Origin of the sequence: Burkholderia ubonensis (assembly GCF_001718695.1) — a bacterium.
GTDB lineage: Bacteria > Pseudomonadota > Gammaproteobacteria > Burkholderiales > Burkholderiaceae > Burkholderia > Burkholderia ubonensis_B.
In genome coordinates, this window is the sequence record NZ_CP013421.1 from 433,301 (window position 1) to 450,099 (window position 16,799).

A 16,799-nucleotide genomic window follows, 5' to 3' on the forward strand; every position below is an offset into this window, starting at 1 on the left:
CTCAGATCGCCCAGCACGAGCATCCGAACGCGCCCCAGAAGCCCTTCGCGTCGGACGTCGGCAACGCGCTGCCCCATGCGCCCGCGTGCGCATGCTGGTGAACGTTGCATTCGTTCGCGCAGCCGCACATCGCGGCGGCCGCCGCGCGTTGCAGCGGCGCACCGGCGCGCTGCGTCGCGCCCCAGCCCGCATAGCCGCCGAATGCGCGCACGGGCGACCAGTCGGGCATCGCGGGCGGGATCGGCGCGTCGTGCGACTCGAACGGCCCCGCACCCCAGACGATCTTGCCGTCGACCACCGTCAGCAACGCAGTCGTGGCGGCGATATCGTCCTCCGCGCACGCGAAGAAATCGCGATCCGGGACCACGAGGTCGGCAAGCTGCCCCACCGCGATGTGCCCTTTCTTGCCTTCCTCGTTCGAGAACCACGTGACGTTCTCGGTCCACATCCGCAGCGCCGTTTCGCGATCGAGGCAGTTCGCCTGCGGATACAGGCGCAGGCCGCCGACCGTGCGTCCGGTGACGAGCCACGACAGCGACACCCACGGGTTGTAGCTCGCGACGCGCGTCGCGTCGGTGCCCGCGGACACCTTCAGCCCCTTCGACAGCATCCGCGCGACGGGCGGCGTCGCTTCGCCGGCCTTCGCGCCGTAGCGCTCGACGAAATACTCGCCCTGGTACGCCATCCGGTGCTGCACCGCGACGCCGCCGCCGAGCGCCGCGATGCGGTCCATCGAGCGCTCCGAAATCGTCTCCGCGTGATCGAAGAACCAGTTGAGCCCCGCGAGCGGCGTGTCGCGGTTCACCTTCTCGAACACGTCGAGCGCGCGGCTGATCGTCTCGTCGTAGGTCGCGTGCATGCGCCACGGCCAGCGGTTCTGCGCGAGGATCCGCACCACTTCCTCGAGGTCGGACTCCATCTCCGGCGCCATGTCCGGGCGCGGCTGGCGGAAGTCCTCGAAGTCGGCGGCGGAGAACGCGAGCATCTCGCCCGCGCCGTTGTGGCGGAAGTAGTCGGTTCCGTCGTGATACTTGACGCTCTTGGTCCAGTTCACGAAGTCTTCCTTCTCGGCGTTCGGCTTCTGCGTGAACAGGTTGTACGCGAGGCGGATCGTCAGCTGCTTCGCGTCGGCGAGCTGCTGGATGACTTCGTAGTCCTCCGGATAATTCTGGAAGCCGCCGCCCGCGTCGATCGCGCCGGTCACGCCGAGGCGGTTCAGCTCGCGCATGAAGTGGCGCGTCGAGTTGACCTGGTATTCGAGCGGCAGCTTCGGGCCTTTCGCGAGGGTCGCGTACAGGATCGCGGCGTTCGGTTTCGCGAGCAGCAGGCCGGTCGGGTTGCCGTTGCCGTCCCGCATGATTTCGCCGCCCGGGGGTTCGGGCGTGTCCTTCGTGTAGCCGACGACGCGCAGCGCGGCGGCATTGAGCATCGCGCGGTCGTACAGGTGCAGGATGAAGACCGGCGTATCGGGCGCGACCGCATTCAGTTCGTCGAGGGTCGGCAGCCGCTTCTCGGCGAACTGGTGCTCGGTGAAGCCGCCGACGACGCGCACCCATTGCGGCGGCGGCGTGATCGCCACCTGCTGCTTGAGCATCTCCATCGCGGTCGCGAGCGAGCGCACGCCGTCCCAGCGCAGCTCCATGTTGTAGTTCAGTCCGCCACGAATCACGTGGCAATGGTTGTCGATCAGGCCGGGCAGCACGCCGCGGCCGCCGAGATCGACCACCTTCGTCGCGCGGCCCGCGAGCGGCATCACATCCGCGTCGCTGCCGACGGCGACGAAGCGGCCGGCGGCAATTGCGACCGCGGTCGCGATGGGGTTCGCGCGGTCGAGGGTCGTGAATCGCCCGTTATGCAGGATCAGATCCGGTTGGGTCACGGTTGCGGTCATGTGCATCACCTCTTGATGATCAGAAGCCAAACAGCTGTTTGACGGTGGGCAAGGCCTGCACGCCGATCAGCATGCCGAGCAACCCGACCAGCGCAATCAGCGGCGGTGCGGGAGAGCGAACCTTGATGGCGCTGTAAATCACACCGATCAGCAGGCCCGCACCAAGCGAAACCAGATAGGGTTCCATGCGATAAATCTCCCGGAGAATGTCGAACGCGGCGGCGGTGTGCCGGCCCGCATGCCGCGCGCGGCATGCGTGACGCGCTCACGTGCGCCCGCGCGGCAATGGCCGCTGCGGCGGGTTCGCATGGAACCCGCCGCAGCGGCCGCGACGGTCGTAACCCGTCTGCGCTTACTTCGCCGGAACCGGCGGGATCGACTCGTGCGGCGTCGCGGTGCGCGGCGCGCTCTTGTGCACCATCGTGTACGCGTAGTCGACGCCGATGCCGTACGCGCCCGAATGCTCCTTCGCGATCGCCATCACCGCGTCATACGTGCCGCGGTGCGCCCAGTCGCGCTGCCACTCGAGCATCACCTGCTGCCAGGTCACCGGCACGACGCCGGCCTGGATCATGCGCTGCATCGCGTAGTCGTGCGCTTCCTTCGACGTGCCGCCCGACGCGTCGGCCACCATGTAGATTTCGTAGCCGCCTTCCAGCATCGCGCACAGCGCGAACGTGTTGTTGCACACCTCGGTCCACAGGCCCGACACGACCACTTTCTTGCGGCCGTTCTTCGCGAGCGCGTCGCGCACCTTCTGGTCGTCCCACGAGTTCATCGAGGTCCGCTCGAGCAGCGGATGATCCGGGAACACGTCGAGCAGCTCCGGATACGTGTAGCCCGAGAAGCTCTCCGTCTCGACGGTGGTGATGATCGTCGGGATGTCGAAGGTCTTCGCGGCCTTCGCCAGCGCGACCACGTTGTTCTTCAGCACTTGCCGATCGATCGATTGAACGCCGAACGCCATCTGCGGCTGCTGATCGATGAAGATCATCTGGCAGTTGTCCGGGGTGAGAACTTCGAGTTTCGGGTTGCTCATGGCGATGATGTCCTTTGACGCGGAGAAATGTGAGGCTTGCCCCGCCGACGAATCTGCGAGGCGTCCGATGCGTTGTGTCGAGCGGTTCGACAGTCAACGCGCACCATTTCAGCGGCAAGCAGCCGACTACGCCAGTTAATCGTTCTGATTATCTCGACCAGCGATATTCAGGCTTAAAAGATCTGAATTTCAATGAAAGCACATGGGACGAACGCGAAGACCTGATAGGCTGATTCGAGACTTTCGGATCGCCGCCGAACCGGTCGCGATCGCCATTTCAACACGCTGTCCGTCACGTTCCATTGCCATGAAACCGTACGCTGCTTCACTTCTCGCCGGTATTCTCGCCGGCGTCGTCTACGCGCTGATCGGCGTGCCGTCTCCGGCGCCGCCTACCATCGCGCTGGCCGGCTTGCTGGGCATTCTGGCGGGCGAACAGATTCTTCCCGTCGCGCGGCGGATGATCGGCGGCATTCGGCTCGGGACCGCGTGGCGCGAGGCGAAGTGCAGTCAGCACATGTTCGGTGCGCTGCCGGGCGGTCATGCGGCGGATGCTGGGGCGAAGCGCGATTGATGGCAGGACAGCCGGCTTGCGTGAGATCCCGGCGAGGTCTGCAAACGGCCGTCGGATTTGGACGTGAAGCGTTGCCGCATGCGGCTCTGAGCCGAGACCGCCGGCTTTTGCACGAAACGGACGATTGACGATTGACGCGCCTCGACGGTGTCGCGGCGCACACCGTCACGACGTCACGTTCTGCGCGCCAAGCTCGCCAAGCAAGCAGCCGGCTGCTTGCCCATCCCAACAGCAGCGCAACCGCTGGGCATTCGCCGGCGCCACCGTCGAACCACCTGTCGGCGAGCGATCGACGAATCCGCGCACGCCGCCCCCCCTCATCCCCCCGCCCCACCGCCTCCCCGCACCCCGCTCCGATAAGCCCCCGGCGGCACCCCATACCAGCGCTTGAACGCCTGCGAAAAGCTCGATAAATCGCTGAAGCCGAGCCGTTCGGCCACTTCGGTCAGCGGCAGATGCGCGTCGCCGAGCAGCGCCTCGGCCATCGCGCCGCGGGCCTCGGCCAGCAGCGTACGGAACGTCGTGCCCTCCTCCTGCAGCCGGCGCTTCAGCGTGCGCGGGCTCGTGTTCATCAGCCGTGCGATGTCGTCGAGCGAAAACGGCACGTTGCCGGGCGTCGCGGTCAGATACTGCCGCACCATCTCCGCCGTGCCGATCCGGGCACGCCGCGCATCGAGCAGATGCGCGCACATCTGCTCGCACATCGAAACGGTCAGCGGATTCGCATGCGGCAATGGACGGTCCAGAAACGTGCGATCGAACCCGAGGCTGTTCGCCCGCGCGCCGAATACCGGTTCGATGCCGGCAATGCGCGGCGCGGCGCCACTCGGCGCGCTCGCCGCCTGCATCGTGAAGCGCGACAACCTGAAATCGCCGCCGCCGATTTCCTGCAGCAGCACGGCAGCGGCCGCCATGTCGCGCTCGACGAGGAAACGGCTCAGATCGGCCTCGAGCTCCGGCGCACCGAAATTCAGCACGCCCGTATGCGGCTCCTCGCGGTACGTGATCACCGTGTACGCATACGTGAGCGGCAGGAAGCGCATCGCGAGCGCCAGCGCGTCGCGCGCGGTCGCGCTCGCGATCAGCCCATAGCCCCACACGCCGTACGCGGAGAAGTGATAGCGCTGCCCGGCCTCGAACCCCAGGCCCGGCGCACGCCCGAGCGCGCGCACCAGGTTGCCGGTCAGCCGCAGTTCCTGCGCGGCCGTCACCTCGGCGTTGGGATCGTCGAGCTGCGCGTCAGCGAGGCCCGTGCCGGCCAGCAGCCTTGCATGCGGCACGCCCCGTTCGTCGCCGAAATCGACCAGCAGCCGTGCGCTGGCCGGACTCCGGGTGAAGTCCCAGAAGCTCATGCGGAGAAACCCTCGAAGCGCCGATTTGGCCCAAATACTAAAACAATTGTCCCGAACCAGCATTGGTGTTTTCCCATGCGGCCCGCACCATCGGCGTCATCAGTCGTCGCCCGAACGACGCCAACACCCCGGAGGAGACACCATGCGACCGAGTCGCCCACCCGAGCTCGCCGCCAGCTTCGAACGCCAGCGCTCCGCCTATGCGCGCGATCCCGCGCCACCGCTCGCGATCCGCCTGTCGCGGCTCGACCGTCTGCGCGCGCTGCTCGATACGCATGAAGCCGCGCTCGTGCAGGCGATCGACGCCGATTTCGGCGGACGCTCCGCGCACGAGACGCGGCTCGCCGAACTGTTCGTGGTCCATAGCGGCCTGCGCCATGCGCGCGCGCACCTGCGGCAGTGGATGCGCGAGCGCCGCGTGCCGACCGCCGCGCATTTCCGGCCGGGCTACAACCGGATCGCGCCGCAACCGCGCGGGGTCGTCGGCGTGATGGCGCCGTGGAACTATCCGCTGCAGCTCGCGCTCGGGCCGGCGGTCGCCGCGCTCGCCGCCGGCAACCGCGTGCTGGTCAAGCCGTCCGACCTGACGCCGCGGCTGTCGGCCCTGCTCGAATCGCTCGTCGCCGACGCGTTCGATGTGGACGAACTCGCCGTCGTCACCGGCGACGTCGACACCGCGAAGGCGTTCGCGCGCCTGCCGTTCGACCATCTGTTCTTCACCGGCTCGACCGCGGTCGGGCGCGACGTCGCGCAGGCCGCGGCCGCGAACCTGACGCCGGTCACGCTGGAACTGGGCGGCAAGTCGCCGGCGATCGTCGACCCGTCGTGCGATCTGGCGCACGCGGCCGCGCGCATCGCGTTCGGCAAGCTGCTCAACGCCGGCCAGACCTGCATCGCGCCCGACTATCTGCTGGTGCCGGCCGGCACCGCCGAGACCGTCGCGGCACGCGTGGCGGACGCGATCGCGCATCACTACCCGACGCTCGCCGCCAATCCCGACTACACGTCGATCATCGCCGCCACGCCTCGCGACCGCCTCGCGGCGCTCGTCGACGACGCGCGCGCCGGCGGCGCACGCGTGCGCGAAGTGAACCCGGCAGGCGAACGCTTCGCTGCCGGCTCGCGCAAGTTCGCGCCGACCCTCGTGCTGGACGCGCGCGACACGATGCGCGTGATGCGCGAGGAGATCTTCGGCCCGGTGCTGCCGATCGTCGAATACGCGGATCTCGACGATGCGATCGACCGCGTGAACCGCGGCCCGCGCCCGCTCGCGCTGTACTGGTTCGGCCGCGACGCCGCGCGGCGCGATCGCGTGCTGCGCGAGACGGTGTCGGGCGGCGTCACGGTGAACGACTGCCTGTGGCATCTCGCGCAGGAGCACCAGCCGTTCGGCGGCGTCGGCGCGAGCGGCATCGGCGCCTATCACGGCAAATGGGGCTTCGATACGTTCAGCCACCACAAGCCCGTGTTCCATCAGGCGCGCCGCAGCGGCACCGCGCTGTTCCATCCGCCGTACGGCAAGACCTTCGATCTGCTGCTGCGCGTGCTGACGCGCTTCGCGTGACCATCGACCACTGGGAGACGATTCCATGAGCAGGACTTTCGACTACATCGTCGTCGGCGGCGGTTCGGGCGGCTGCGTCGCCGCGGGACGGCTGACCGAGGACCCTTCCGTGACCGTCTGCGTGCTGGAGGCCGGCGGCCGCGGCGACGACGCGCTCGTCAACGTGCCGACCGGCGCGGTCGCGATGCTGCCGACGCGCGTGAACAACTGGGCGTTCGACACCGTGCCGCAGTCTGGGCTCGGCGGACGCATCGGCTACCAGCCGCGCGGCAAGGCGCTCGGCGGCTCGTCCGCGATCAACGCGATGGTGTACGTGCGCGGCCATCGCGTCGACTACGACGGCTGGGCCGCGCTCGGCAACGAAGGCTGGGCCTACGACGACGTGCTGCCTTACTTCCGGCTCAGCGAACACAACGAACGCTTCGACGACGCGTTTCACGGCCGCGACGGCCCGCTGTGGGTCAGCGACCTGCGTACCGGCAACCCGTTCCATGCGCGCTATCTCGAAGCGGCGCGACAGGCCGGGCTGCCGCTCACCGACGACTTCAACGGCGCGCAGCAGGAAGGCATCGGCCTCTACCAGGTCACGCAGAAGCACGGCGAGCGATGGAGTGCGGCGCGCGCGTATCTGCTGCCGCACGTCGGCCGCCGCGACAACCTGAGCGTCGAGACGCACGCGCAGGTGCTGCGCATCCTGTTCGACGGGACGCGCACAACGGGCGTCGAGGTGCGGCAGCACGGCGAGGTGCGCACCTTGCGGGCCCGGCGCGAGGTCGTGCTCGCGGCCGGCGCGCTGCAGACGCCGCAACTGCTGATGCTGTCGGGCGTCGGCCCGGCCGATGAACTGCAGCGGCTCGGCATTCCGGTGCGCGTCGATCTGCCGGGCGTCGGCCGCAACCTGCAGGACCATCCGGACTTCGTCCTCGGCTACCGCACCCGCGGTGTCGACACGATGGGCGTGTCCGCGCGCGGCGCGCTGCGCCTGCTGCGCGAATTCGCGCGCTTCCGGCGCGAGCGGCGCGGCATGCTGACGTCCAATTTCGCCGAAGGCGGCGGCTTCCTGACGACCCGCGCCGGCCTCGCCGCGCCCGACATCCAGCTGCACTTCGTGGTCGCGCTGGTCGACGATCATGCGCGCCGGCACCATGCCGGCCACGGGCTGTCGTCCCACGTGTGCCTGCTGCGCCCGCGCAGCCGCGGCACGGTCACGCTGCACAGCGCCGATCCGCTCGCGGCGCCGCGCATCGATCCGGCGTTCTTCGCCGATCCGCGCGACCTCGACGACATGGTCGCCGGCTTCCGGCTCACGCGCCGTTTGATGGAAGCGCCGGCGCTGGCCGACTGGACCACGCGCGACGTGTTCACCGCCAACGTGAGCACCGACGACGAGATCCGCGACGTATTGCGGCGCCGCACCGATACCGTCTATCACCCGGTCGGCACCTGCCGGATGGGACGCGACGCGCTCGCCGTCGTCGATCCGCAACTGCGCGTGCATGGCGTCGACGGGCTGCGAATCGTCGATGCGTCGGTGATGCCGACGCTGATCGGTGGCAATACCAATGCGCCGACGATCATGATCGCCGAGAAGGCGGTCGACCTGATCCGCGGCGTGCGCCGCGTGCCCGCGCGGCCGTCCATCGACACCGCATCCGAAACCGCCGCCCCATCGTGCCCGTCCTGCACCTCGGACGCGGCCCACCACCCGGAGGAAAACCGTCATGTCGTCGCCTGAAACGTCACGTCCCGCCGAAGCGAGCGCACCGCTCGCGGCCATCGTCATCGGCGCCGGCTTCGCCGGCATCGGCATGGCTGTCGCGCTGCAACGCGCCGGCATACACGACTTCGTGATCGTCGAGCGTTCGCACGACGTCGGCGGCGTGTGGCGCGACAACCGCTACCCCGGCGCCGCATGCGACGTGCCTTCGCATCTGTACTCGTTCTCGTTCGAGCCGAACGCGAACTGGTCGCGCGTGTTCGCACCGCAACCGGAGATTCATGCGTACCTGCAGCATTGCGCGCGCAAGTACGGGCTGGCACGCCATCTGCGCTTCGGCGCCGAGGTCGAGCACGCACGCTATGACGAAGCCGGTGCGTTGTGGCGCGTCGCGCTCGCCGACGGCACGACGCTCAGCGCCGCCGTGCTGATCAGCGGCACCGGCCAGTTGAGCCGGCCGGCGCTGCCCAAACTGCCCGGCATCGATACGTTCCGCGGCCGCGCGTTCCACTCCGCGCAATGGGATCGCGACTATCCGCTCGCGGGCAAGCGCGTGGCGGTAGTGGGCACCGGCGCATCGGCGATCCAGTTCGTGCCGGCGATCGCCGGCGACGTCGCGCGGCTGCTCGTGTTCCAGCGTTCGCCGGCCTACGTGCTGCCGCGCCCGGATCGACCGTATCGCCGCTGGGAACGCACGCTGTTTCGCCGCTTGCCGGGGGCGATGAAGCTGCATCGCGCGTCGATCTACCTGCGTTACGAATCGCGCGCGATCGCCTTCACGCGGCTGCACGGGCTGATGGACTTCGCGGTCGGCCGGCCGTTCCGGAAGCTGCTCGCACGCGACGTGCGCGACCCTGCGCTGCGCAGCAAGCTCACGCCCGACTATCCGATCGGCTGCAAGCGGATCCTGCTGTCGAGCGACTACCTCGCCGCGCTCGGACGCGACAACGTCGAGCTCGTCACGCGGGGCATCCGCCGCGTGACCGAAACGGGCATCGAGACCGACGACGGCGTTCACCATCAAGTCGATGCGATCGTCTACGGCACCGGTTTTGCCGCGACCGAATTCCTGTCGCCGATGCGCATCACCGGTCGCGACGGGCTCGACCTGAACGACGCGTGGCGGCGCGGCGCGCAGGCGTATCTGGGCGTCACCGTGCCGGGCTTTCCGAACTTCTTCATGCTGTACGGCCCGAACACGAACCTCGGCCACAACTCGATCGTCTACATGCTCGAAAGCCAGATCGCGCACGTGATGCGCTGCCTCCGCGCGATGCAGCGCGACGGCGCGAGCGCGATCGACGTCGACCCGCGCCGCTACCGCCGCTACAACGCGCACGTGCAACAACGGCTCGAAGGCTCGGTGTGGAGCGGCTGCAAGAGCTGGTACGTCGACGCGTCGGGCCACAACAGCACGAACTGGCCCGGCTTCACGCTCAGCTACCGCTGGATCACGCGCTTCACCGGCCTGTCCGCGTATCGCTTCTCGCGACCGCTGGCCGGCGACACCGCGCCGACACAGGCGGTCGTCGTCGCGCCGCCTGCCGGGCGCGTGGAAGCGCTGGCCGCAGCGTCGTTGCGCGGTTTCCTGCGCGCTGCGTTCCGGCCGCTGATCGGGCCGCCGTTCGGCGCGCGCGTGCAGCGCCGCGTCGTCGCGATGCTGTCGCCGCTGATGCCCGGCGCGGGCGGCACGCTGCGCTACCGGACGGCTGCCGCCGGCGTGCCGGTCGAAGTGATCGCGCCGAAACGTGGCGACGCCGGCGGCGTGATCCTCTACCTGCATGGCGGCGCCTTCTGCGTCGGCAGCCCGCGTACGCATCGCAGCGTGACGACGCGCCTCGCGGCCGAAGCCGGGCTGCCGGTGTGGGCGCCCGACTACCGGCTCGCGCCCGAGCATCCGAGCCCGGCGGCCGTCGACGACGCGCTGGCCGCGTACGAGGCGTTGCGCGCGCAGGGCCACGCGCCGCACCGCATCGTGATCGCCGGCGATTCGGCCGGCGGCGCGCTCGCACTGGCGCTCGCCATGGCGCTGCGCGAGCGCGGCGAGCCGGCCGCGGCCGCGCTGCTGCTGATCTCGCCCGTGACCGACGCGGCGCTCGGCGGCGCCACGCTCGCCTCGCGCCGCCACGACGATCCGATGATCCGCCGCGGCTGGCTCGAACAGGGGCTGCGCTGGTATCACGGCGCGGGCGCCGGCGCGTCGCGTGGCCCGCTCGACGCCGACCTGCGCGGGCTGCCGCCGATGCTGGTGCAGGTCGGCGATCAGGAGGTGCTGCTGTCGGACGCCCAGCGGCTCGTCGCGCATGCGCGCGCATGCGGCGTGCCGTGCCGGCTCGAGATTCATGCCGCGCGCTGGCATGTGTTTCATCTGCAGGCGTTCTATCTGCAATCGGCGCGCGACGCGTTGCGGACGCTGGCCGGATTCGCCGCGCAGCGCGTTGCCGCGCCGGTGTAGTGTTGCTTGCTGCGGCGATGCTTGACGAGCCTGGCGGTCGTACGCGGCTACCAGAGCACGCCCCCCGCGCCCGCATGCGCGTCAAAACCGATGCCGGATCCCGACCGCCATCACCAGTTGATTCGCGCCGGATGCGCGCGAGAAATTCGAGATCTGCGCGCCGGCAATGCCCGTTCCGGCCAGTCCGTTCGCATGCTGGAACAGCGCTTCCGTATAAACGTCGGTGCGCGGCGACAGCGCATCGATCGCGATGACGCCGGCTTGCTGCCATCGCGGCCGCGCCGCGCCCGCCGCACCGTCGAACGACGCGACGGTGAACACGTAGTCCGCCGCGACGGTCCATTTGCGCGTCAGCGCGTAGCGCGCGTTGATCTCCGCGTTGTGGAACGTGATGTTCGCGCCGTGCAGCACGATCGGCGCATCGGCGACGTTGTTGATCGACGTGACCGCATCGAGCCGCGTGCGCGTCGCGATCGCGGACACCCGCAGCCGGTCCCACGTGTAAGCGGCCGCCGCGCTGACGGTGCGCTGCCGCGCCGCGTTGAACGGCGCGCCGGCCGGCTCCGCGCCATCGGCATTGGCGGGCGGCAGATTGCCTTCGCGGTCGAATGCGAGGTAGCTCGCGCCGGCCGAAAACGGCCCGTGCTCGTAGGTGGCCGCGAACGCGTAGCCGCGGTTGTTGCCGAAGCCGCCGGCCTCGTTCGAAAATCCATACGTCGCGCCGAACCGGAAGCCGCCGAGCAGCGGGCTCGTGTACTTCACCGAGTTGTTGGTGCGCGTGTAGTTCGCGAGATTGTCGTTGTCGAACGGATGCGCGAACGCGACGCCGCCGAACGGCGTGCCGGCCAATGCAAACGGCTGGACCAGTTGCAGCGTCGAATCGAACTGGCGGCCGACCGTCACCGTGCCGTACCGGCCGGACGCGAGCCCCACGTAAGACTGGAAGCCGAACAGCCGCCCTTGCTGCCCGAGCGCGCCGCTGGTGACCGCAAACCCCGTCGCGAGCAGAAACAACGCGTTCAGATCGGCGCCGAGCGGCTCGTTGCCGGAGAGCGTCAAGCGGCTCACGTTGGCGTCGCCGGATTTCGCCTGGAACGCGTGCGCGTCGCCGCGGTGGCTGCCGATGTCGTCGACGAACGCGATCCCGCCGTCGATCAGGCCGGAAATCGCGACCGTGCCCTGCGCACGCGCGACGGCCGGAATGAACAGCGCGACGATGCAGCCACGCACGGCGGCTCGAATCCGTGGGTTCATACGCGCTGCCGCGATGCGCTCGACGGCTTGCCGGACGCCGCTTCCGCGCGGCGCAACGGCGCGCGCTGCACGGCCGAGATGCGCGAACGCAGCGCATGGACGATCCACGCACGCTCGGCCACTTCCCGCTGAATTTCGCGCGCGTGGCCCGACGCGCGATCGCCGTCGCGCGGGCTTTCCGGCCGCGTCGCGTGCGCGGGCGCGGGCGCCGGCGCGGCGTCGGCGATCAGGCGCGCGGCGTCGCGCGCGGCGGCGGCAATCGTCGCCCGGTCCAGGGCGTCGAGCGTATCGTCGAGATACTCGACCGGCGCGAGCGCGCCGACCAGCGCCTTCATCTGCTGCATCGCGACGGTTGCGCTCGCGGTGCGCGGGTCGGACGCAATCGACTCGAAGCGCGTTGCCGCGATGGTCGCATCGAGCCGGTCGATCGCAACGCACGCCTGGCGGCGCAGCACGGTCAGCGATTCGCGGCGCGCGCGCGCGGGCGCGGGCGCGTCGTCGCCGACCGCGCGCAGGTAGGTCGCGGTGGCCGCCATCGCGAGATCGGCCACCTCGCCGATCCGGTGATGCTCGCGGTCGGGCCATGCGAGCAGGCTGATGAGCACGCCGACCAGCACCCCGGCAAAACTGTTGCCGACCCGCAGCGCGGCCAGCATCCATGACGGCCCGATCGGCGTCCCGAGATGCGCGACCAGAATGAAATGCGACGTCAGGAACAGGATGTACGACACGTAGCTCACGCTGCGCGTCGCGAGCGTGCCGGTGGCGAGCGGCAGCACCGCGAGCGCCAGCAGCAACGGATCGTGAACCAGCAGCGACACGGCCGATGCGAGCACCGCGCCGAGCAGCGTGCCGCCGATGCGCAGCCCGGACAGCTTCACCGTCTGCGACAGCGTCGGCTGCATGATGAACATCGTCGTCAGCGCGAGCCAGTATCCCTGCTGCACGCCCGAGATGCGCGCGAGCGCGACGGCGATCATCGCGGCCACGGCAAGACGCGACGCATATCGATGAAACGGATTCGGCGCGACGATCTCGCGGCGCAGCGCGGCGAGCCGGCCCGCGCCGCGCGCGGGCTTGCCCGGTGCCGGCGCGGTGAGCGCCGCAGGAACGGTCGCGGTAGAAGGCGACTCCACCGCCGGATGAAGCAGCACTGCCGCGTATCGCGCGATCAGCGTTTCGCACGCGCGCAACCACGTCAGCCCCGCGTCGTCGCGATGCGCAACACGAAACTCGGCGACGCGCCCCGCGAGCGTCGCGCGGAGTTCGGCGAGGTCGTTCGCGAGCGACTGCGCCGCGTCGGCGGCCGCGCCGTCGCGGCCAACGGCGCGCGGACACGCTTCCACGAGCCGCGCCAGTTGCGCGAGCACCGGCGCGAGCAGCGCGGCGGCTTCGCGCCGTTCGCCGACGCCGGCCGCGGCGATGTGCGACTCGAGGCCGGCGAGCAACGCCATCGCGCGTTCCGCATCGGCGCGCCACTTGGCGGACAGCGGCGGAAGACCGCCGCGCGGGTGCATCGACACGGCGATCATCGCGTCGAGGCGCGCGCGCAATGCCGCGCGGCCGCGCTCGAGCGAGGCGGAATCGCCGTTCGCGGCCCGTGCGAGCCGTTCGACGAAGTTCGCCATCGCATGCAGGAACGCCATCGTCGCCATCCGCGCGCGTGCGCTGCCGTCGGTCTGCCACAGGACGATGCCGGCCAGCGTCGCCCAGACGCTGCCGCCGAAGTAGAACAGCGCGTACTGCACGGCCGACGCGCCGCCATGAACCGGAAAACACGCAGAGACGGCGCATGCGGTCGCGGTCAGAATGCCGCGCGTGCCGGCCGCGCCGCCCCACTTGCGCGCCGACGCGCCCAGATACGCGACGGCCCCGACGATGACGATCGACAGCGGCGGCAGCGCATGCGTCGCGATCGCGCTGGCGGACGCCAGGCCGCCCAGCATCCCGAACGACAGGCCGGTGGCGAGGCGGCCGGCGGCCGGGCGCTCGGACTCGTCGGCGAGGCAGGTCCAGAACGCGGCGATCGCGGACCAGCACAGCATCGGCATATGCAGCCGCGCCGCGGCGACGGCCGGCACGACACAGATCAGCCCGCCGCGCAGCGCTTCGGCGAGCGGCAGGTAGTGTCCGCCGAGATTGACGAAGCGCCGCAATCGGTCGCGAGCGGTTGAGACTAGACCCATCGTCGATCCTGCGCGCTCAACGTGCGTCGCCTGCGAGCGGGACCGGAATCACGGTCAGCGACCGGATGCCCTGCGCACCGCGGATCAGCACGCCTTCGATGTCGGCGGTTGCGGACGGCCCGCTCATCAGGCACGCGTAGCGCGCCGCGAAGAACTCGGGGCGGTGATACGCGTGATGCAGGTTGCCGACGATCTGCGCCGGGTCGAGCAGCGCGACCAGATGTTGCGACAGGTAGCCGAGCGCGTTCACGCGATACTCGCGCTCGCTCAGATAGAGCGAGCCGGTTTCCGCGACCGCGAACGCCGGGCGCACGATCCCGACGTCGACGTCGTTCAGCTCGTGCGGCCGCTCGACGGCTTCGATGCGCCGCGTGCCGGCCACCTCGGGCACCGCCGAACAGACCACCCGCGCATCCGGAAAGCGCGCGCGGAGCAGTGCGTCGAGGTCGCCGTCCGCCGGCGGCTCGCACCAGATGCCGCCGACCCGCGCGAGCGCCTGCTTGAACGCGTCGAGCGCGGGCGGCAGATCCTGATCGAACAACGGCACCGCCGGCAGCGGCGCCGGCGTCCGGCCGGCCGCGCGCAGGCGGGAAAGGATCAGGTCGCGGCTGCTCATTTCTTGTTCCTCTTCAGATACCAGTCACGGAAAGTTTCGGCCGGCGGCTCCGGCAGTTCGCGCTGCTTGCCCCACTCGTTGAGCGGGTTGTACAGCACCGCGCGCGGCAGCGTCGAGATCGCGCCGGCGGCGCCCTTGATCGCCGCGCGATAGAGCTTCGGCCGGGACAGCACCTTGCCGGCGACCGTCATCGCTTCGCGCTTGACGAACGGCAGCGCGTGCCGCTCGGCGATGATCTGCCGCCACTTGTAGATCTGCTCGTGGATGTTGATCTTGACCGGGCACACGTTGGTGCAGCTGCCGTTCATCGTCGACGCGAACGGCAGCGAGCTGTATTTCTTGAAGTCGTAGGTCGGGTTGATGATCGCGCCGATCGGACCGGAGTAGACGCCGCCGTAGCTCAGCCCGCTGCTGCGCCGGTAGACCGGGCACGTGTTCATGCACGCGCCGCAGCGGATGCACTTCAGCGAATACCAGAAGTCGTCCATCGCGAGCCGTTCGGAGCGGCCGTTGTCGACCAGCACGAAGTGCATTTCGCCGCCGTCGCGCGGCCCGCGGAAATGCGACGTGTACTGCGTGATCGGCGAGCCGAGCGCATTGCGCGACAGCATGCGGATGAAGAGGCCGAGGTGCTCGAGCTTCGGAATCAGCTTCTCGATGCCGATCGACGCGATGTGCAGCGGCGGCAGGTTCGCGCTGAGGTCGGCATTGCCTTCGTTCGTGCAGACGGTGATGCCGCCCGTCTCCGCCACCGCGAAGTTGCAGCCGGTCATGCCCGCTTCCGCGGCGAGGAAGTGCGGGCGCGTGGCCTGCCGCTGCGCCTCGGCCAGCCGCGGAATGCTGCTTTCGGCCGGATCGGTGCCGAACGAGGCCGCGAAGGTCTGCGCCACGTCCGTCGCGAGTTTGTGTACGGCCGGCACGACGATATGCGACGGCATCTCGTCGTCGAGCTGCTGAATCCGCTCGCCGAGATCGGTTTCGACCACCGCGATGCCGCGCGCCTCGAGGTACGGGCGCATCTCGCACTCCTCGGTCAGCATCGACTTGCTCTTGACCAGCGTGCGCACGTTGCGGCCCTGCAGGATGTCGTAGACGATCCGGTTGTGCTCTTCCGCGTCCTTCGCCCAATGCACGACCACGCCGTTCGCGGTCGCATTGCGCTCGAACTGCTCGAGATAGTCGGGCAGATGCGTGAGCGTGTGTTCTTTGACCGCGGACGCGAGCGCGCGCATCGTTTCCCATTCGGGGATCGCATGCACGGCCTCGTCGCGCGCGGTGCGCAGCCCCCAGAGGCGCTTGTCGTGGAACTCGACGTGTTTCTCGTCGGCGATGAACTTCTTCGAGTAACCGACGTGGTCGACGCGTTTCATGCTCGTGCTCCGTTCAGGATGCTCGCGATGTGGATGAACTTCAGGCCGAGTCCGAGGCGCTCCGAGCAGCCCTTCTGGTGCATCAGGCACGACGAATCGGCCGACACGACGTACTCGGCGCCGTTGCGCGCATGATCGCGCACCTTGTCGGCGCCCATCCGCGCGGATACCGGCTCCTCCGAGACGCAGAACGTGCCGCCGAAGCCGCAGCATTCGTCGGGACGGTCGGGCTCGATGAACTCGATGCCCTTCACGCCCTTGAGCAGCGTCAGCGGCTTCGAGAAGAACGGGCCGCCGATTTCGGACATGCTGGCGGTCTTCAGGCCGCGCAGCGTGCCGCAGCTGTTGTGCAGGCCGACCTTGTGCGGAAATTCCGCCCACGGAAAGTCGTGCACCTGCAGCACGTCGTGAATGAACTCGACCAGCTCGTAGGTGTTGCCGCGGACCGCGAGCGCGTCGGGCGTCTGATCGGCCGCGCTCAGATGGTCGCGCACGTGATGCACGCAGCTGCCGCTCGGCGCGACGATGTAGTCGTAGCCGGCGAAGTTGCGCACGAACAGGTTCTCGGTGGCCGCGGCCTGCTTTTCACAGCCGCTGTTTCCCATCGGCTGCCCGCAGCAGGTCTGGTCGAGCGGATAGTCGACCTCGCAGCCGAGGCGCTCGAGCAGTTCGAGCGTCGCGACGCCCACGTCGGGAAAGAACGCGTCGATGAAGCACGGGATGAACAAGGCTACTTTCAATGCAGCGGCTCCTGAAAACGGTTTGCTGGTTCGGGGTACGG

General features: G+C 69.3%; 13 protein-coding genes. 4 read left to right on the forward strand and 9 right to left on the reverse strand.

Going from position 1 to position 16,799, the window contains the following annotated elements:
• Position 1: 1 nt before the first annotated feature.
• The 3 genes from WJ35_RS16825 to WJ35_RS16835 form a co-directional block, all read right to left on the reverse strand.
• The gene (locus tag WJ35_RS16825) at positions 2–1,891 is read right to left on the reverse strand and encodes an amidohydrolase (protein ID WP_069239797.1); all 1,890 of its coding nucleotides are present in this window, start codon (positions 1,889–1,891) and stop codon (positions 2–4) included.
• 19 nt (positions 1,892–1,910) lie between these two features.
• Positions 1,911–2,078 (reverse strand): DUF1427 family protein, encoded by a 168-nt coding sequence (locus WJ35_RS16830; protein WP_014725963.1) that lies wholly within the window; start codon positions 2,076–2,078, stop codon positions 1,911–1,913.
• 165 nt (positions 2,079–2,243) lie between these two features.
• Entirely contained in the window at positions 2,244–2,930 is a 687-nt protein-coding gene (locus WJ35_RS16835; RefSeq protein WP_069239547.1) for a hydrolase, read from the reverse strand.
• Between the two features lie 307 nt (positions 2,931–3,237).
• On the opposite strand from WJ35_RS16835, the gene WJ35_RS16840 reads away from it, so the two are divergent.
• A complete protein-coding gene (locus tag WJ35_RS16840; protein ID WP_045579769.1) occupies positions 3,238–3,504 on the forward strand; it encodes a XapX domain-containing protein in 267 nt (88 codons plus the stop codon).
• 317 nt (positions 3,505–3,821) lie between these two features.
• Here WJ35_RS16840 and WJ35_RS16845 read toward each other — a convergent pair whose 3' ends face one another.
• The gene (locus tag WJ35_RS16845; protein ID WP_043292675.1) at positions 3,822–4,856 is read right to left on the reverse strand and encodes an AraC family transcriptional regulator; all 1,035 of its coding nucleotides are present in this window, start codon (positions 4,854–4,856) and stop codon (positions 3,822–3,824) included.
• A 142-nt stretch (positions 4,857–4,998) separates the two neighbouring features.
• On the opposite strand from WJ35_RS16845, the gene WJ35_RS16850 reads away from it, so the two are divergent.
• From WJ35_RS16850 to WJ35_RS16860, 3 genes are read left to right on the forward strand one after another with little or no spacing between them, the layout of a single operon-like run.
• Positions 4,999–6,420: a coniferyl aldehyde dehydrogenase gene (locus tag WJ35_RS16850; RefSeq protein WP_011880326.1), complete on the forward strand. Its 1,422-nt coding sequence runs from the start codon at positions 4,999–5,001 to the stop codon at positions 6,418–6,420.
• A 25-nt stretch (positions 6,421–6,445) separates the two neighbouring features.
• Positions 6,446–8,155: a GMC family oxidoreductase gene (locus tag WJ35_RS16855; protein ID WP_069239548.1), complete on the forward strand. Its 1,710-nt coding sequence runs from the start codon at positions 6,446–6,448 to the stop codon at positions 8,153–8,155.
• The gene (locus WJ35_RS16860) at positions 8,142–10,592 is read left to right on the forward strand and encodes a flavin-containing monooxygenase (RefSeq protein WP_069239549.1); all 2,451 of its coding nucleotides are present in this window, start codon (positions 8,142–8,144) and stop codon (positions 10,590–10,592) included. The genes WJ35_RS16855 and WJ35_RS16860 overlap by 14 nt, the downstream gene beginning before the upstream one ends.
• An 81-nt stretch (positions 10,593–10,673) precedes the next feature.
• Here the strand turns inward: WJ35_RS16860 and WJ35_RS16865 are convergent, their stop codons facing one another.
• From WJ35_RS16865 to WJ35_RS16885, 5 genes are read right to left on the reverse strand one after another with little or no spacing between them, the layout of a single operon-like run.
• Positions 10,674–11,846, reverse strand: coding sequence for a porin (locus tag WJ35_RS16865; RefSeq protein WP_011880329.1), 1,173 nt, complete (start codon positions 11,844–11,846; stop codon positions 10,674–10,676).
• Positions 11,843–14,032 carry an FUSC family protein gene (locus tag WJ35_RS16870; RefSeq protein WP_011880330.1) on the reverse strand — a complete coding sequence of 730 codons (2,190 nt, stop codon included), beginning with the start codon at positions 14,030–14,032 and terminating at the stop codon, positions 11,843–11,845. Before WJ35_RS16870 ends, WJ35_RS16865 begins: the two co-directional genes overlap by 4 nt.
• Positions 14,033–14,048: 16 nt before the next feature.
• The gene (locus WJ35_RS16875) at positions 14,049–14,648 is read right to left on the reverse strand and encodes a LutC/YkgG family protein (protein ID WP_006481910.1); all 600 of its coding nucleotides are present in this window, start codon (positions 14,646–14,648) and stop codon (positions 14,049–14,051) included.
• A complete protein-coding gene (locus WJ35_RS16880; RefSeq protein WP_006481909.1) occupies positions 14,645–16,018 on the reverse strand; it encodes a lactate utilization protein B in 1,374 nt (457 codons plus the stop codon). The genes WJ35_RS16875 and WJ35_RS16880 overlap by 4 nt, the downstream gene beginning before the upstream one ends.
• The gene (locus WJ35_RS16885; RefSeq protein ID WP_011880331.1) at positions 16,015–16,758 is read right to left on the reverse strand and encodes a (Fe-S)-binding protein; all 744 of its coding nucleotides are present in this window, start codon (positions 16,756–16,758) and stop codon (positions 16,015–16,017) included. Before WJ35_RS16885 ends, WJ35_RS16880 begins: the two co-directional genes overlap by 4 nt.
• Positions 16,759–16,799 lie beyond the last annotated feature (41 nt).

What these genes read in the sequence shown, in the direction of transcription:
- WJ35_RS16825 (WP_069239797.1), bottom strand. Translation starts at nt 1,891, where the DNA reads ATGACCGCAACCGTGACCCAACCGGATCTGATCCTGCATAACGGGCGA.
- WJ35_RS16830 (WP_014725963.1), bottom strand. Translation starts at nt 2,078, where the DNA reads ATGGAACCCTATCTGGTTTCGCTTGGTGCGGGCCTGCTGATCGGTGTG.
- WJ35_RS16835 (WP_069239547.1), bottom strand. Translation starts at nt 2,930, where the DNA reads ATGAGCAACCCGAAACTCGAAGTTCTCACCCCGGACAACTGCCAGATG.
- WJ35_RS16840 (WP_045579769.1), top strand. Translation starts at nt 3,238, where the DNA reads ATGAAACCGTACGCTGCTTCACTTCTCGCCGGTATTCTCGCCGGCGTC.
- WJ35_RS16845 (WP_043292675.1), bottom strand. Translation starts at nt 4,856, where the DNA reads ATGAGCTTCTGGGACTTCACCCGGAGTCCGGCCAGCGCACGGCTGCTG.
- WJ35_RS16850 (WP_011880326.1), top strand. Translation starts at nt 4,999, where the DNA reads ATGCGACCGAGTCGCCCACCCGAGCTCGCCGCCAGCTTCGAACGCCAG.
- WJ35_RS16855 (WP_069239548.1), top strand. Translation starts at nt 6,446, where the DNA reads ATGAGCAGGACTTTCGACTACATCGTCGTCGGCGGCGGTTCGGGCGGC.
- WJ35_RS16860 (WP_069239549.1), top strand. Translation starts at nt 8,142, where the DNA reads ATGTCGTCGCCTGAAACGTCACGTCCCGCCGAAGCGAGCGCACCGCTC.
- WJ35_RS16865 (WP_011880329.1), bottom strand. Translation starts at nt 11,846, where the DNA reads ATGAACCCACGGATTCGAGCCGCCGTGCGTGGCTGCATCGTCGCGCTG.
- WJ35_RS16870 (WP_011880330.1), bottom strand. Translation starts at nt 14,032, where the DNA reads ATGGGTCTAGTCTCAACCGCTCGCGACCGATTGCGGCGCTTCGTCAAT.
- WJ35_RS16875 (WP_006481910.1), bottom strand. Translation starts at nt 14,648, where the DNA reads ATGAGCAGCCGCGACCTGATCCTTTCCCGCCTGCGCGCGGCCGGCCGG.
- WJ35_RS16880 (WP_006481909.1), bottom strand. Translation starts at nt 16,018, where the DNA reads ATGAAACGCGTCGACCACGTCGGTTACTCGAAGAAGTTCATCGCCGAC.